The organism is Modestobacter sp. VKM Ac-2982, from assembly GCF_026967935.1.
Classification (GTDB): Bacteria; Actinomycetota; Actinomycetes; order Mycobacteriales; family Geodermatophilaceae; genus Modestobacter.
In genome coordinates this window covers 306,310-321,666 of sequence record NZ_JAPVBL010000003.1, presented here as the reverse complement: position 1 = coordinate 321,666, position 15,357 = coordinate 306,310, and the positions used below count along the sequence as shown (strand labels likewise).

Genomic DNA, 15,357 nt, shown 5'->3' with positions numbered 1-15,357 from the left:
CCCGGTCAGGTGCGGGCGAGGAGGGCGTCGAGGGCTGCAGTGACCTCGTCGACGGTGACCCGGGCGAGGGCGGGGTCCAGCGTCGTCCCCCAGGGGTCGCCGGTGCCGTCGCCGTGCCAGCAGACGACGTGCTGAGCGCGGGGCGGTGGCCCCCACAGCGCCGGTGACACCGGGCCGAAGAGCACCACGGACGGACGGCGGTAGGCGGTCGCCAGGTGGCCCACCCCGGTGTCCCCGCAGACCACCACCCGGGCGGCGGCGACCACGGCGGCCAGCTCCAGGGACGTCGTCCGGCCGGCCAACACGGACTCCGGGCCCAGCCCGGCCTGCGCGGCCACGGCGAGGGCCAGTTCCCGCTCGGCCGGGCCGCCGGTGATCGCGACCTGCAGCCCAGCCGCGACCAGGTGCCGGGCCACGGCGGCGAACCGTTCTGCCGGCCAACGCCGGCCCGGGAACGCCGCTCCTGGGTGCACGACCGCGACGTCGCGCACCGGCGGCTCGACGTCCGGGACGGCGAGGTCCAGGGCGTCCGGGTCGCAGTCGACGCCCAGGCCCTCGGAGACCAGCCGGCACCAGCGGCGCACCTCGTGCTCGTCGGCGTGCCAGGTCGGCCCCGGGTAGCCGGGGCTGTCGAAGGTCAGCAGCCGCTGCGGGCGCAGCCCGGCCACGACGACGTGCGAGGCCGGGCCCTTGCCGTGCAGGTCGACGGCGAGCTCCGGCGGCGGGCCGGCCCAGTCCAGCGGCTCCAGCTCGACGGCCGGCAGCACCTCGTCGACGGCGTCGATCAGCGCGGCCAGCGGCTTCAGCGCCCGGGTGGTGGCCAGCACCAGCCGGTGGTCGGGCACCGCGGCCCGGATGCCCCGGATCGCCGGCACCCCGGTGAGCAGGTCCCCCAGCCCCAGCGGCCGCAGCACCACCGCAGAAGGGCCAAAATCGCGATTATGGCCCCTCGAGGGTGAGTTCATACCCGGGAGCGCTCGACCAGGGCGGTGGTCGAGTGGCCGTCCAGGTAGGGCAGGACGACGGCCTGCCCGCCCCACGTCTGCAGCACCGCGGCCTCCGGGAGGTCCGCGCCGGCGTAGTCGCCGCCCTTGGCCCAGACGTCCGGGCGCACCTGCTCGAGCACCTGCGCCGGGGTCTCCTCGTCGAAGACGACGACGGCGTCCACGAACTCCAGCGCCTCCAGCACCCGCGCCCGGTCGGCCGCGGTGACCAGCGGGCGGGTCGGGCCCTTGAGCCGGCGCACCGAGTCGTCGGAGTTGATGCAGACCACCAGGCAGTCGCCGAGCCCGCGGGCGGCCTGCAGCGTGGCGACGTGCCCGGCGTGCAGCAGGTCGAAGCAGCCCCCGGTGGCCACGACGGTGCCGCCGGCCGCGCGCACCCGGTCCAGCACGGCCGCCAGCCGGGGCGCCGGGCCGGGCTCGTCGGTGTCGGGGACGGGGTCCGCGACGGCCGGCTCGGCGTCCCAGGCGGTGGCCCCGCCGCGGGCGACGAACGTCCCGGCCGCGGCGACCGCCGCGGTGACCGCCTCACCGGTGACCGCGCCACCGGCCAGCGCCACGGTCACCGCGGCGGCGAAGGCGTCGCCGGCGCCGCACGGGTCCCCGCCGGTGACCGGGGTGGCGGGGACGACCATCGGCGCGCCCTCGCCGTAGGAGAGCAGTGCGCCGCGGGCACCGAGGGTGATCGCGACGGCGCCGACCCCCCAGTGCGCGATGAGCGCCTGGGCCCGGGCGCCGACCGCGGCGAGCCCCTCGCCGGTCACGTCGAGTCCGGCCGCCCGGGTCGCCTCGGCACCGTTGGGGGTGACCAGCCGGGCCGAGGGCACCGGCTCCGCGCCGCGCGGGTGCGGGTCCCAGACCACCGGGCCCGAGGCGGCGGAGAGCGCGGCCCGCACGTCGGGGGCCGACGTCGTGCCGCGGCCGTAGTCGGCGACCAGCACGGCGGCGGCGTCCCCGATCGCCGTCGCGGCGGCGGCGGGCAGCGCGCCGAAGGTGGCGACCGCTCCCCCGCTGTCCAGCCGGGCGACGGAGTGGTCACCGACCCGGATCCGCTGCTTGACCGGGGTGGCGCTGCTGGCCGGGATCTCGATCAGCCGGACCCGGCCGTCGAGCAGGGCCCGCAGCCGGGCGGCGCCCTCGTCGTCGGCGAGCGGGGTGACCAGCACGACCTCCCGGCCACCGGCGGACCGCGCGGCGAGCACGGCGGCCAGCGCGGCCCCGCCCGGGCGTTCGCGGGTCTCGACGTCCTCGACCACCGGCACCGGGGCGTCGGGGGTCAGCCGGGTCGCCGTCCCGACCAGGTCGACGTCCAGCAGGGCGTCACCGACCACGACGATCGGCCGGGAGGGCGCGCGGGTCACGAGACCACCTCGACGTGGTTGCGGGTGGAGATCCGGGGTGAGTCGGCGAGCACGGCGGCGTCGAAGGCGGCGCACAGCAGGTGCAGCGCGACCAGGTGGCACTCCTGCACCGTCGCGGTCCACGGCGAGTCGATGGCGACCGTCTCGTCGGCGACGGCGGCCAGCGGGTTGGGCGCGGGCCCGGTCATCGCCAGCACGGTGATCCCGCACTCGCGGGCGCGGCGGGCCGCGGCGACCGCGTTGGGGCTGCGGCCGCTGGTCGACAGCAGCACCAGCACGTCGCCGTCCCGGCCGTGGGCCTCGACCTGCCGGGCGAACAGCTCGTCGGCCGGGTAGTCGTTGGCGATCGCCGTCAGCGACGAGGTCTCGGCGGTCAGGCAGATCGCGGAGAACGGCGGGCGGTCGGCGCGGTAGCGGCCGACCAGCTCGGCGGTGAGGTGCTGTGCCTGCGCCGCGCTGCCGCCGTTCCCGGCGGCCAGCAGCCGGCCCCGGGCCGGCCCGGTCAGCACGTCGGCGAGCAGCCGGCCCCAGCGGTCCAGCGTCTCGATCTGCTCGTCGAGGCCGCGCAATGCGGTGCTCAGCGAGGCGACGTGGTCGCGCCCGGTGAGGTGCGTGCAGGTGTCGGGCGAGACGACCTCGCGGTCGGCGGAGGGGGCGGTGCTCATGACGGTCCTTCCAGCGCGGGGGTTCATCGGGCGGCCTCCACCGGGGTCCGGGCGGAGACCACCTGTCGGTACACGGCGTCGGTGTCGGCGACGACCCGGGACCAGCGGTAGCGGGTCCGGGCGCGGGTGACGCCGGCGGCGCCGTAGGCGACCCGCCGCTCGTCGTCGGCGAGCAGGGCGGCCAGCGCCTGCCCGAGGGCGTCGGGGTCACGGGGTGGGACGAGGTCGCCGGTCACGCCGTCGGCGACGGTGTCGACCAGCCCGCCGACGGCGGTGGCCACGACCGGCCGGCCGCAGGCCATCGCCTCCAGCGGGGTGATGCCGAAGGGCTCGTACCAGGGCACCGCCAGGACGACGTCGGCCGAGCGGATCCAGCCGGGCACGTCGGCCCGGGACACCGCGCCGGTGAAGACCAGCCGGTCGCCGACGCCGAGCTCGGCGGCGATCGCCCGCAGCCGGCCGACCTCCGGGTCGGTGTCGAGCTCGTCGGTCGGCGGGCCGCCCACGACGACCAGCTCCGCGTCGGGGACCGCGGCCAGCGCCCGGACGGCGTCCTCCTGGCCCTTGCGCTCGACCAGCCGACCCAGCACGAGCAGCCGCGGGTGGCCGGCGTGCGGGGCGACCGGGCCGCTCGGGGTGAAGACGTCGGTGTCCACCCCGCACGGCACGATCGACACCCGGTCGCTGGAGAGCCCGAGCCGGCGCAGCTCGAACACCTCGTCGCTGCAGGTGGCGACCACGTGGTCGACGTCGGCGCACAGCCCGCGTTCCAGGTCGATCCGCTGTTCGGGGGACGTGTCGGCGTCGCCCTGGTGCCGGCGCTTGACCGAGCCGAGGGCGTGGAAGGTCTGCAGCACCGGGATGCCCAGGCCGGACGCGGCCTGCACCGAGGCCAAGCCGCTCATCCAGAAGTGCGCGTGCACGACGTCCGGCCGGGTCTGTGACCACTCGGCGCGCAGCACGTCGGCGAAGGTCGCCATGTGCTGGAGCAGCTCGTCCTTGGGCACGACCCGGGCCGGCCCGGCGGCGACGTGCGCGACGTCGTAGCCGTCGGCCGTCGTGACCCGGTCGGGCAACGCGGCGTCGTCCCGGCGGGTGTGCACGGTGACCTGGTGCCCGCGCTGGGCCAGGCCGGCGGCGAGCGCCGCCACGTGCACGTTCTGCCCGCCGGCGTCGACGCCGCCGATCGCGGCCAGCGGCGAGGCGTGCTCGCTCACCAGGTCGATCCTCATCGGGTCACCTCCGCGAGCAGCGCGTCCCAGTCGGCCAGGAACCGGTCCAGCCCGTACCGCTCCAGCGCCGCGGCGCGGGCGGCCTTGCCGGCCAGCCGCGCGGCGTCCGGCTCGGCGACGAAGTGCCGGACCGCCTCGGCCAGCCGCTCGGGCCGGGTGGAGAGCACCCCGGCGTCGGGCGGCACCGCCTCGACGGCCTCGGTGGTGGCCAGCCCGACGACCGGCATGCCCAGGTGCATCGCCTCCAGCAGCGACAGCCCCAGGGAGGTCCAGCGCACCGGGTGCACGTAGACCCGGCGGCGGGCGAGCTCGTCGTGCATGGCGGCCTGCGGCGGGTCGTCGTACAGGCCCACCCGGTCGGGATCCAGCCCGTAGCGCTCGTGCAGCCCGGCCAGGCCCATGCCGAACACGTCCAGCGGCGCGGCCGCGGACAGCAGCGGCAACAGGTCGCCGCCGGTGTACCGGCCCCGGCGGACCGGCTCGTTGACCACCACGCCGGCGCAGGCCAGCTCGCCGGTGTACCGCTCGCCCGGGTCGACGATGCCGTGCTCGATGACGGTCGTCGGGGCGCTGCCGTTGTCGTAGAAGAGCTGGTTGAAGAAGGTGACGTGGGCGATCGGGATCTCGCGCTGGTCGGCCAGCGGGTGCCGGGTGTTCGGCACCGCCCCGTCGGGGGCGTTGTGCTCGAGGAAGACGGCCGGGAGGTCGCGCCCGGGCTCGCGGCCGAGCCACTCGCGGACGAGCTCGAGGTCGCGGGTGCGCTGCAGCACCACGACGTCGACGTCCTCGCCGCGCAGCTGGTCGGGGGTCACCTCGCGGGCCGACGCCGGCCACGCCCAGGTGCGGGCGCGGCCGAGGCCGTCGGGGCCGCGATCGGGGGTCACGGGGAGCAGGTAGTCGTGGGCGCCCTGGACGAACGACGTCGTCCAGGAGCCGTGCACGTGCCAGAGCAGGACCTTCATGGGGCGACCACCTTGTCGACGGCGGCGACGACGTCGGCTGGGCTCACCGACGTCAGACAGGGATGACCGGGCACCGGACACTCGCGGGCCCGGGTGTCGCGGCAGGGGGCGGACTGGTCGCCGAGCAGCACGGTGGGCACGCCGTAGGGCGCCCACCGCACGGCCGGGACGACCGGGGAGAAGAGGGAGACGACGGGCGTGCCGACGGCGGCGGCCAGGTGCGCCGGGCCGGTGTTGCCGACGACGACGGCGGCCGCACCGTCGAGCAGCGCGGCCATCTCGGCCAGCGTCGTGGACCCGCCGAGGTCGGTGCCCCGCCGGCCGGCGACCGCCGCGGTCAGCGCGCGCTCCCCAGGCCCGCCGGTGACCAGCACCCGCCAGCCGGCGCCGGTGAGCGCCTCGACCGCCTCCGCGCAGCGCTCGGCCGGCCAGGCCCGCGCGGGCACTGAGGCGCCGGGGTGCAGGACGACGTAGCCCGGCTCCCGGCCGGTCGCCGGCAACGGACGGCGCACGGCGAGCAGCCCGTCGTCCCCGGCCGGCAGCTCGAAGCCGGCGGCGCGGGCCAGCGAGAGGGCCCGCTCCGGCTCCGGCAGGTCGTCCTCCACCCGGTGCCGGACGTCGAGCAGCGAACCGGGGTAGTCGACGCTGATCGCGGAGATCCGCCGCACCCCGGCGGTGCGCAGCACCAGGGCCAGCGGCAGCGGCGACTGGTGGAAGCTCGTGCTCACCACCGCCTCGTCGACGCCGAGGGCGCGGACCCGGTCGGCGAGCGCGGCGATGTCCTCGGCGTCCACGGGCTGCGGTGAGCCGTCGATCCACGGGCAGTGCCAGGTCAGCACGTCGTCCACGCCGGGCAGCAGCTCGGCCGCCGCCGTGCCCTGCGGGCTGGCCAGGAAGACCACCCGGTCGGCGCCGGCGGCCACGGCCCGCACCAGCGGGCCCTGCAGCAGCACGTCGCCGGCGTTGTCCAGCCGGGCGACCAGGACGGTGCGCGTCACCAGGCGCCTGCCAGCACGTCCTCGACTGCCTCGACCAGGGTGGGCGCCCGGTGTGCCGCGGCGGTGACCTCGGCGGGGCGCGTGACCGTCGTCGGCACCAGGATCGAGGCGGCGCCGGCCGCGGTGGCGGCCTCGACGTCGGCGCCGATGTCACCGATGACCACGACGCGGGAGGGGTCGGCGTCGAGCTCGGCGCAGGCGGCCTTGACCATGCCGGGAGCCGGCTTGCGGCAGTCGCAGCCGTCCTCGGGGGCGTGCGGGCACACCTGGACGGTGTCGAAGGGGCCGAGCAGCTCGGCGACGCGGGCGTTGACCGCATCGGCCTGCGCCCGGGTGATCAGCCCCCGGCCCACGCCGGACTGGTTGGTCACCAGGCCGATCCGCACGCCGCGGGCCCGGAGTGAGTCCAGTGCCGCGCGGGCGCTGTCGACCGGGCGCACCTGGGCCGGGTCGCCGTTGTAGGGCACGTCGTGCACCAGCGTGCCGTCGCGGTCGAAGAGCACCAGGTCGGGCAGGCCGCGCCACGGCGTCACCGTGCGGTGCTGCACCGCACCGCGCAGGAAGTGCCAGCTGGCCAGCGGCGGGATCAGCGCGCTGGTGGCGAGCATGGTGGTGACCTCGGCGCGGTCCCGCGGCCCGGGGGCGATCCGCGCCCAGGCGAACTCGGCGGTGCCGGCGGCCCAGCCCAGCGCCGCGAGCGCCGCAGCGCGCGGCCGTCCCGCGGCGGCCAGGCCGAGGGCGGCCACCGCCGCCGCCGTGACGGCGAGGTGGCGGGGACGGCGGCCGACGGCTGCGTCCGCGCGCGCCCGCCAGGTCGGCCCGTGCAGCCGGCGCATGAGGACGTCGTCGGCGTTGCCGGCCTGCACCCGGGCGGACACCCAGCGGTCGGTCGGCCGGACCGGGTGGGTGATCCACCGCTCGCCGCGGATCAGCGCCGACCCGGTGTCCATGACCCGCAGCGCCAGGTCGGAGTCCTCCCGGAAGGCCCGGGGGAAACGCTCGTCGAACCCGCCGACCGCGGCCAGTGCGGACCGACGGTAGGCCAGGTCGGCGGTGATCCAGCTGCTGGTGGCCAGCCCCGCGGTGCCGCGCTCCCAGTCGGTGGGGCGGCGGTCGGCCGGCAGCGGGACCCGCACCCGGCCCTGGGTGCCGGCCGCGTCGGCGGGCAGGGCGGCGAGGTCCTCGGCCAGCCGGGCGTACCAGTCGTGGTCGGGGACGACGTCGTCGTCCAGGAAGGCGATCCACTCGGTGCGCGCGGTGCGCCAGCCCAGGTTGCGGGCCACCGCCGGCCCGCCGCCGCCGGTGCGCACCACCCGGACCGGGGGCAGCCCGGACCGCTCGGGGTGCAGCGGTTCACCGCTGGGCCGGTCGTCGACCAGCACGATCTCCGCCGGACGCGGGCCGGTGGCGTCGGCCAGGGCGTCGAGGAGGACGCCCAGCGACGGCCGTCCGATCGTCGGCACGACGACCGTGCAGTTGCAGAGGGCACCGGACATGCCTGGAATCGTGCCCGGAAGATCGTCTCCGAAACACTACGGGCTTTAAGTTGTCTGGGCGTACACCGCAGCCGCGCCGGACCGGCGGGCAGTGGACGGCGGATCCCCCCTTCAGCGCGGCCGGCGGGTGGCGGAGGACACCCGGGCCAGCGCATCGGTGACCACGGCGGCGTCGTCACCGAGCATCGTCAACAGGTGCGCCACCAGGTCGTCGTGGGTGGACATGGCCGCGCGGACGCGGTCCCGGCCGGTGTCGGTCAGCCGGGCGTGCAGCAGCCGCCGGTCGCCGTCCAGCCGCTCGCGGGTGACCAGCCCCTCCTCGACGAGGCGGTTGACGGTGCTGGTGATCCCCGGCCGGGAGAGGCCGACCGCCTCGGCCAGGTCGCCCATCGAGGCGTGCTCCGCCGGGGACTCGGCCACCCGGCGCAGCACCTCGAAGCCGGTGAGCGACAACCCGTGCTGCCGGTGCAGCGCCGAGTCGACCCGCCGGGTGATCCGGTCGTGCACCTGGACGATCCGCAGCCAGGTCTCCGGCGCGCTCGGTCCGGCGGCGGCCAGGCCACGCACGTCCCGGGGCACCCCCCGGGGTGGTGCGCCGTCGTGCAGCCGGTCCGCGGGCTGGTCCATCGGTCGGTCCACGTCTCCTTCACAGGGCTCGTCCCGGTGCCGTCCCCCGGACCGCCCGCTCACCGTCGCCCCCCGGAGTGCCCGCTCCGCGACCGGCGCACACCCACCAGCCCGATCGACCCGGCCGCGGTGAGCAGGGCCAGTCCGGCGGCGAGCACCACCGGTGAACCGTTCTGCTCGGTCACCGGCGCGGCGCGGGCGGCCACCTCCAGGTCGACTTCGGCGGTCGCCGCGGACTCGCCGCCGACGAACTCCAGCGTGGCCGCGCCCAGCGCGACACCGCGCGGGATCTGGACGACCGCCTCGACGCTGCCGTCGGCCGCCGCGGTGACGGTGTCGAGCAGCTCCCCGTCGCCGGCCAGGCGGACGTCGACCGGCTCTCCGGGCAAGAAGCCGCTGGCCCGCACGGTCACCACTCCGCCCGGCGACACCGACGCCACCGGCGACCAGGTCGCGTCACCGTTCGGACGGGACGGGCCGCCGGACCCGACGTCGGGCTCCGTCGTGGACGTGCTCGACGGCGCACCGCTGGAGGTCGTGGGTGCCGACGTGCCCGGGTCCGACGCGGTGGGCAGCGGCGCGGACGGGACCCGGGGCCACGGAGTCGTGCTGGACGGCACGGGGGACGGCGTCGGGCTGGACGCCACGGGAGGGGGCGTCGGGCTGGACGGCGCAGGGCTCGACGGCTCGGGGGGCGAGGGCTCGGGGGGCGAGGGCGGGGAGCTCGACGGAGGCGGCGTCGACGGCACCGGGGTGGCGGTCGGCGTCGGCGGGACCGGCGCGGGCGTCGACGGATCCGGCGTCGGGGTCACCGGGGTGGGCGGCGGCATGACCGCCTCGCAGTCCTCCTCGCTCGGCCGGGTGTAGGTCTGGAAGTGCAGCGGCTGCTCCACCGTCCCGTCCGGGTCCGCGACCGTCACCGACACCTCGACGGTGACGCCCCAGTCGACGTCCTCGCTGACGAGCTCGGCCTGCTGGCCGGGGTCGAGGTCGGCGACGTCCTGCTGCTCGACCCCGTCGAAGACCAGGGCGACCCGGTGCGGCTCGGTGCCGTTGGTGACCTGGACCCGGACGACGGCCGGGCCGCAGCTGGGGCCGTGGGTGACCGTCGCGGTCGGGCGCCGTGGGTCCTCCAGCGCGGCGGCCGGACCGGCTGCGGCGACCCCGGCGACCAGGAGCGCGCCGAGGGCGAGGCCGGCGGTCAGCGCCGGGCGGGCGACCGGGCGCGTCAGCGGCACGGTGGTCCCCCGTTCTCCAGCGCCCGGCGGACGACTGCTCTGTGACGTGCAGTCGTCCTGCCCAGCAACTGCCTCCACCATGCCCCGTGGCGCTGACCAGCCGCGAGTACGCCACACCCACCACTTCCGTCCCACTGGCGTGTCGTCACGGGCGTGTCGACCGGTGCGCCGACCGTCCATGGCCCCGGCTCTCGCCGGTGGCGGTCTCGGGACCAGTGGGGAGACCTCGGTCACTACGGTGGACCGATGACCTCAGCGGCAGGGACCGGGCGGCGGCGGCAGGACGTGGTCTACCGGGCGGGCGTCTACGGCAGGCACCCCCGGGTGCCCACCGTCTACCGGGCGCTGGCCCGGGAGGCGAAGCGCCGGCTGGACGCCCGGGCCTACGGCTACGTCGCCGGCGGCGCCGGCGACGAGGCCACCCAGCGCGCCGACCGGGCGGCGTTCGACCACTGGTCGGTGGTGCCCCGGGTGCTGCGCGACGTCAGCCGCCGCGACACCTCGGTCGAGCTGTTCGGACGCTGGCTCCCCGCCCCCGTGCTGCTCGGCCCGGTCGGTGCGCTCGAGCTGGTGCACCCCGACGGCGACCTCGCCGTCGCCCGCGCCGCGGCGGCGGTCGGGGTGCCGATGGTCTTCTCCAACCAGGCCTCGGTGCCGATGGAGACCACCGCAGCGGCGATGGGCGACAGCCCGCGGTGGATGCAGCTGTACTGGTCAACCTCCGACGAGCTGGTGGAGAGCCTGCTGGGTCGCGCCGAGGCCACCGGCTGCGACGCCGTCGTCGTCACACTGGACACCACGATGCTCGGCTGGCGCCCGCGCGACCTGGACCTCGGCCACCTGCCGTTCGCGCTGGGCAAGGGCATCGCGCAGTACACCTCCGACCCGGTGTTCCGCCGGCTGGTCGAGGAACGGGCGGCTGCGGCCGGCGCGCAGAGCGGCCCCCCGCCCGCACCACCCCAGCGGCACCCCCAGCCACGGCCGAACGCCGCCGCCGTCCGAGCGCTGGTGGGCATGTCGCGCGCCTGGTCGCGCGCCACCGGCATGCCGATGCGCGAGGCGCTGCGTTCGCCCCTCCCCCGGGCGGCCGTGGAGGTGTTCCTCGGCATCTACTCCCGCCCGTCGATCACCTGGGCCGACCTGGCCTGGCTGCGCGAGCGAACCCGGCTGCCGATCGTGCTCAAGGGCGTGCTGCACCCCGACGACGCCCGTCGTGCGGTCGAGGAGGGCGTCGACGGGGTGGTGGTGAGCACCCACGGCGGGCGGCAGGTCGACCGCTCGATCGCCGCGCTGGACGCCCTGCCCGACGTGGTGGACGCCGTCGCCGACCGGGTGCCGGTGCTGTTCGACAGCGGGGTGCGCAGCGGCGCCGACGTGCTGGTGGCCGTCGCCCTGGGCGCCCGGGCGGTGCTGCTGGGGCGGCCCTACGCCTGGGGCCTGGGGGTGGCCGGCGAGGACGGCGTCCGGCAGGTGGTCGAGGACGTGCTCGGCGAGTTCGACCTGACCCTGGGGCTCACCGGACACACCGCCGTCGACCAGCTCTCCCGGGAGGTCCTGCACCGCCGCCCCTGACCGCCGCCGGGGACGAGATGACCGCCCGGGGTGGTCAGGGCGGCGCTCGCGGGGCACAGTGCGGATCGTGATCGCCTCCCCGCAGCCCGGTGCCCGATGACCGTCCTGCTGGGCTTGGAGGCCGCCGAGCACAGCGGCGGGGACGACGCCGCGCTGCGGTTGGCCGCTGGGCTGGCCGGTGCGGAGGGCTCCCCGGTCGTCGTGACGACGGTCGTGCCGCTCGACCCGCCGGACGCGACCGTCTCCCGGCTCGACCACGAGTACCGGCAGTGGCGAGCCGCCCTGACCGCCACCCGGCACGCGGAGGCGCTCACCGCGCTGCGTGCGGCGGGCGTCGAGGACGTCCGCACCGCCGTCGTCCCGGCGTCCTCGGTGCCCGCCGGGCTGGTGGAGGCGGCCCACCGGTACCGGGCGCGGGTGCTCGTGCTCGGCGCCGCGACCGAGGCGCCGGAGGGCCGGTTCGCGGCGGGCTCGGTCGCCGAGCCGCTGCTGCACAGCTCGCCGGTGCCCCTGGCGCTGGCCCCGCGGGCGTGGTCGGCGCCGGCGGAGCCCACCCGGCTCACCTGCACCTGGGCCGACGCAGCCCGCTCCACCGAGGCGCTGTCGGCGACCCGCGTCCTCGCCGGCCGCTGGGGCGTGCCGGTCCGGCTGGCGACCTTCGTGCCCGAACGCGCCGCCCTGCTGCCCTCCGAGACCGGTCTCCCGCTGGAGCAGGTGGTCAGCGAGGAGTGGGCCGGTCAGGTGCAGGGCTCGCTGGACGACGTCGTGGCGGACTGGCCCGGGCCCGGGCCCGTCCCGGAGACCGTGCAGGGCCGCGGCGCCGGCTGGGCGGGAGCGGTGGCCGCCGTGACCTGGGTGCCCGGCGACGTGCTGGTCATCGGGTCCTCGCGCCTCGGGCCGGCGGGACGGGTGTTCCTCGGCTCGACGGCGACGAAGATCCTGCGCGCCGCCACCGTGCCGGTGCTGGTGGTGCCGCGTGGCGACGAGGGCTCGCCGTCCGCCCCTTGACGTTCGATTGTGCCGTGGGTCACAGTTGTTGCGGGCGGGGGAGCCGGCTACGAGTGGCTCTCCACTGCTGGAGAGACCGACCAACGCGGCCAGACCGTCAGGACCGGCCCTCCGCCCACCACACGTCGCTCCGCCGTCAGCTGGCCGGCTCCGGCTGAGGCGCAGGCTCTGGCTGAGGCACGGGCTCTGACTGAGGCACGGGCTCTGACTGAGGCACGGACTCCGGTTCCGGAGCGGACGCCGACTGGGGCGCGGGCTCCGGCTGGGGCGCGGGCTCTGGCTGAGGCACGGACTCCGGTTCCGGAGCGGGCGCCGCCTGGGGCGCGGGCTCCGGCCTGAGGTGCAGGCCACGGCTGAGCCGCAGGCTTCGACTGGGCCGCGGGCTCTGGCGGAGACGCAGGGCTACCGCTGAGGCGCAGGCTCTGACTGCGGCGCAGCGTCCGGAGCGGGCTCCGGCTGCGGGGCAGCCTCCGGCTGGGGCGCAGGCTCCGGGGCGGGCTCCGGCTGAGGTGCCCGCTCCGGCTGGGGCGCAGCCTCCGGAGCAGGTTCCGGCTGAGGCGCCGGCTCCGGAGCGGGCTCCTGCTCAGGCTCCGGCTCCGGAGCGGGCTCCGGCTCAGGCACGGGAGTCGGGTCCGGGGTCGGCTCGGGAGCAGGGGTCTGTTCCGGTCCAGGAGTGGGCTCCGGCACCGGCGTCGGCTCTGGCACGGGAGTGGGCTCCGGCACGGGCGTCGGCTCCGGCACCGGCGTCGGCTCCGGCACGGGAGCCGGCTCCGGGGCGGGCTCAGGGCTCGGCTCCGGTGCCGGGCTGGGCACCGGTGCGGGAGCCGGCTCCGGCGTCGGCTCGGGACGGGGCGCAGGGGTGCGCACCGGCGGCGGTGGCGGGGGCGGCGCGTAGTCGGCCCCGTTGCTGACGAACATCCTGACCTGGCCACCCGGCGGGAGGGACCGACCGCCCGACGGGGTCAGCCCGACCACCCGGCCGGCGGGCCGGGCGCCGTCCACGACCACCCGGACGACCTGGAAGCCGCGCTCGGCCAACAGCCCGGTGCACCCGTCCGCCCAGGCGCCCACGCACCCGCCCGGCACGGTGGCGCGCTCGCTGCGCACGTACTGCGGGTCCGGCGGCGGGAAGGCCGCGACCGGCCGGCCGGTGAGCACCGGCGCGAGCGCGTCGTGCCAGATGGTGGCCGCCTTGCCGCCACCGAACCCGCCGACGTCCTGGTTGCGGACCGGGTCGTAGACCATCACGCTCGCCGCGAACTGCGGGGTGTAGCCGACGAAGGTGACCGAGTAGTTGCCCTGGCTGGTGCCCGTCTTGCCGGCGATCTGGTGGCCGGGGACGTGGGCCCGGCGACCGGTCTGCCCCGGGTGGCCCGGCTCGACGTCCTTGCGCAGCGCGTGGTTGAGCGTGTCGGCGATCCCCGGCGCGATGACCTCCGGGGTGCACTGCGGCGCACCGACCAGCGGCTGGCCGTCCGGCCCGGTCAGCGGCTCGCCGGACCGGTCGAGGACGGCCTCGACCAGCCGCGGCTCGCAGTGCGTGCCCCGGGCGGCGAGGGTGGCGTAGGCGTTGGCGAGGGCCAGCGGGCTGGTCGGCTCGGCGCCGAAGGTGAATGACCCCCGGTTCTCCGCGACGACCTGGTCGGCGATCGGGTCGAGGCTGGACAACCCCAGCCGCTGGGCCACCCGGACCGGCCCCTCGACGCTGCCCAGGGCGTCCTCGAGGGCGAGGAAGTAGGTGTTGGAGGAGCGGTAGAGGGCCTGCTCCATGTCCAGCCGGCGCGGGTAGTTGCCGGCGTTCTCGACGTCGTAGGGGCCGTCACCGTCGCGGTAGACGCTGGAGACGTAGGGGTCCGGCGTCGACAGCTCGAAGTCCAGCCCGAAGCCCTGCTCCAGCGCCGCCGCGGCGGTGAACACCTTGTAGGTCGAGCCGGCGCCCTGACCGGCGGCGGCCGGGAGGTCGAACGTGGTCTGCGCGGGGTCGGCCGGGTCGAGCCCGTACCTGCGGTTGACCGACATGGCCAGCACCCGGCCGGTACCGGGCTCGACGTTCACGTAGACGGCGGCGCGCGGGTCCTCCAGCGCCAGGGTCTGCACCACGGCGGCGTCCCCGGCTCGCTGCAGCGCCGGGTCCAACGTGGTGCGCACGGTCAGCCCACCGGCCTGCAACTGCTCGGTGGTCACGCCGTACTGCTCGGCGAGCACCTTCAGCAGGTGCCCGCAGAAGAAGCCACCGATGGTCGCCTCGGTGCACCCGTTGCGGGCGCTGCCCCCGTCGACGACGCCGAGCGGCTCGGCCCGGGCGGCGTCCGCGGCAGCGTGGTCGAGCAGGCCGACCTCGGCCATCCGGCGCAGGACGAGGTCCCGGCGCTGCTTCGTCGGCTCGGGAGCGGTCACCGGGTCGTAGTAGGCCGGGCTGCGGACCAGCCCGGCCAGCATCGCGGCCTGGGCGGGGGTCAGCTGGTCGGCGGTGGTGGCGAAGTAGCGCTGCGCGGCGGCGGCGACCCCGTAGGCACCGTTTCCGAAGTAGACCGTGTTCAGGTAGCGGGTGAGGATCTCCTCCTTGGAGTACTGCTCCTCCACCGCCAGGGCGATCTGGGCCTCCCGCAGCTTGCGCCCGACCGTGTCGGCCGTGGCCGCGGCCCGCCCGTCGGCGTCCTCGGCGGTCTGCAGCCGCAACTGCTTGACCAGCTGCTGGGTGATCGTCGAGCCGCCCTCGGCGACCTCGCCGGCGGCGATGTTGCGCGCCAGGGCACGCAGCAGCCCGCGGGAGTCCACGCCCGGGTGGTCGCGGAAGCGGGCGTCCTCGATGGCGATCAGCGCGTCCTTCATCACCGGGGCGATCTGCTCGCCGGTGAGGGGGTGCCGGTTGTGCGTGTAGAACTCGGTGATCAGCGAGCCGTCCGCGGCGAGGACGCGCGTGTTGCCGGGCAGCCGGGTGTCGACGGCGGCGGTCTCGAGGGGGCGGACGAGGTCGGCTCCCCGCTGGGCCAGCGCGCTGGCCCCGCCGATCCAGGGTGCGACGACCCCGGCGACCAGCCCGCCGGCTAGCACTAGGGCGATCACCAGGCGGAGCAGGAGGACACTGCGACCGCGCGGCCGGGGGGCGACCGGCTCGGCAGCGGGCAACAGCCAGGGCTGGCCACCCGGGGGCCGACCTCCTCCTCCGGCGATGACCTGCACCTCTTCCTGACGTG

At 76.8% G+C, this 15,357-nt stretch carries 12 protein-coding genes; 2 read left to right on the top strand and 10 right to left on the bottom strand.

Annotation, left to right across the window (positions count from 1 at the left end):
* Window positions 1-5: 5 nt before the first annotated feature.
* The 9 genes from O2W20_RS12150 to O2W20_RS12110 all read right to left on the bottom strand — a co-directional run bounded on the left by O2W20_RS12150 (window position 6) and on the right by O2W20_RS12110 (window position 9,580).
* Window positions 6-917 carry a glycosyltransferase family 9 protein gene (locus O2W20_RS12150; RefSeq protein ID WP_269172363.1) on the bottom strand — a complete coding sequence of 304 codons (912 nt, stop codon included), beginning with the start codon at window positions 915-917 and terminating at the stop codon, window positions 6-8.
* Window positions 918-961: 44 nt separating this feature from the next.
* Window positions 962-2,362, bottom strand: coding sequence for a D-glycero-beta-D-manno-heptose 1-phosphate adenylyltransferase (gene rfaE2 / locus O2W20_RS12145; protein ID WP_269172364.1), 1,401 nt, complete (start codon window positions 2,360-2,362; stop codon window positions 962-964).
* A complete protein-coding gene (locus O2W20_RS12140) occupies window positions 2,359-3,027 on the bottom strand; it encodes a D-sedoheptulose-7-phosphate isomerase (RefSeq protein ID WP_269172365.1) in 669 nt (222 codons plus the stop codon). Before O2W20_RS12140 ends, rfaE2 begins: the two co-directional genes overlap by 4 nt.
* A gap of 23 nt (window positions 3,028-3,050) precedes the next feature.
* Window positions 3,051-4,259 (bottom strand): glycosyltransferase, encoded by a 1,209-nt coding sequence (locus O2W20_RS12135; RefSeq protein WP_269172366.1) that lies wholly within the window; start codon window positions 4,257-4,259, stop codon window positions 3,051-3,053.
* Complete coding sequence (locus O2W20_RS12130; RefSeq protein ID WP_269172367.1) at window positions 4,256-5,221, bottom strand: glycosyltransferase; 966 nt, start codon at window positions 5,219-5,221, stop codon at window positions 4,256-4,258. Before O2W20_RS12130 ends, O2W20_RS12135 begins: the two co-directional genes overlap by 4 nt.
* Window positions 5,218-6,219, bottom strand: a complete 1,002-nt coding sequence (locus O2W20_RS12125; RefSeq protein ID WP_269172368.1) for a glycosyltransferase family 9 protein — start codon at window positions 6,217-6,219, stop codon at window positions 5,218-5,220. Before O2W20_RS12125 ends, O2W20_RS12130 begins: the two co-directional genes overlap by 4 nt.
* Window positions 6,216-7,715, bottom strand: a complete 1,500-nt coding sequence (locus tag O2W20_RS12120) for an HAD-IIIA family hydrolase (protein WP_269172369.1) — start codon at window positions 7,713-7,715, stop codon at window positions 6,216-6,218. The genes O2W20_RS12125 and O2W20_RS12120 overlap by 4 nt, the downstream gene beginning before the upstream one ends.
* A 111-nt stretch (window positions 7,716-7,826) precedes the next feature.
* Entirely contained in the window at window positions 7,827-8,342 is a 516-nt protein-coding gene (locus O2W20_RS12115; protein WP_269172370.1) for a MarR family winged helix-turn-helix transcriptional regulator, read from the bottom strand.
* Window positions 8,343-8,401: 59 nt separating this feature from the next.
* Window positions 8,402-9,580, bottom strand: a complete 1,179-nt coding sequence (locus O2W20_RS12110; protein ID WP_269172371.1) for a hypothetical protein — start codon at window positions 9,578-9,580, stop codon at window positions 8,402-8,404.
* Between the two features lie 246 nt (window positions 9,581-9,826).
* Here O2W20_RS12110 and O2W20_RS12105 point away from each other — a divergent pair, with 246 nt between their 5' ends.
* On the top strand, window positions 9,827-11,152 hold the full coding sequence (locus O2W20_RS12105; protein WP_269172372.1) for an alpha-hydroxy-acid oxidizing protein: 1,326 nt from the start codon (window positions 9,827-9,829) through the stop codon (window positions 11,150-11,152).
* Between the two features lie 96 nt (window positions 11,153-11,248).
* Complete coding sequence (locus tag O2W20_RS12100; RefSeq protein ID WP_269172373.1) at window positions 11,249-12,160, top strand: universal stress protein; 912 nt, start codon at window positions 11,249-11,251, stop codon at window positions 12,158-12,160.
* A 402-nt stretch (window positions 12,161-12,562) separates the two neighbouring features.
* Here the strand turns inward: O2W20_RS12100 and O2W20_RS12095 are convergent, their stop codons facing one another.
* Window positions 12,563-15,289 (bottom strand): transglycosylase domain-containing protein, encoded by a 2,727-nt coding sequence (locus O2W20_RS12095; RefSeq protein WP_269185503.1) that lies wholly within the window; start codon window positions 15,287-15,289, stop codon window positions 12,563-12,565.
* Window positions 15,290-15,357: the final 68 nt, after the last annotated feature.

Bases quoted from the DNA above. Each gene is read 5' to 3' on its own strand.
- O2W20_RS12140 (WP_269172365.1), bottom strand. From the start codon at position 3,027: ATGAGCACCGCCCCCTCCGCCGACCGCGAGGTCGTCTCGCCCGACACC.
- O2W20_RS12135 (WP_269172366.1), bottom strand. From the start codon at position 4,259: ATGAGGATCGACCTGGTGAGCGAGCACGCCTCGCCGCTGGCCGCGATC.
- O2W20_RS12130 (WP_269172367.1), bottom strand. From the start codon at position 5,221: ATGAAGGTCCTGCTCTGGCACGTGCACGGCTCCTGGACGACGTCGTTC.
- O2W20_RS12120 (WP_269172369.1), bottom strand. From the start codon at position 7,715: ATGTCCGGTGCCCTCTGCAACTGCACGGTCGTCGTGCCGACGATCGGA.
- O2W20_RS12115 (WP_269172370.1), bottom strand. From the start codon at position 8,342: ATGGACCAGCCCGCGGACCGGCTGCACGACGGCGCACCACCCCGGGGG.
- O2W20_RS12105 (WP_269172372.1), top strand. From the start codon at position 9,827: ATGACCTCAGCGGCAGGGACCGGGCGGCGGCGGCAGGACGTGGTCTAC.
- O2W20_RS12100 (WP_269172373.1), top strand. From the start codon at position 11,249: ATGACCGTCCTGCTGGGCTTGGAGGCCGCCGAGCACAGCGGCGGGGAC.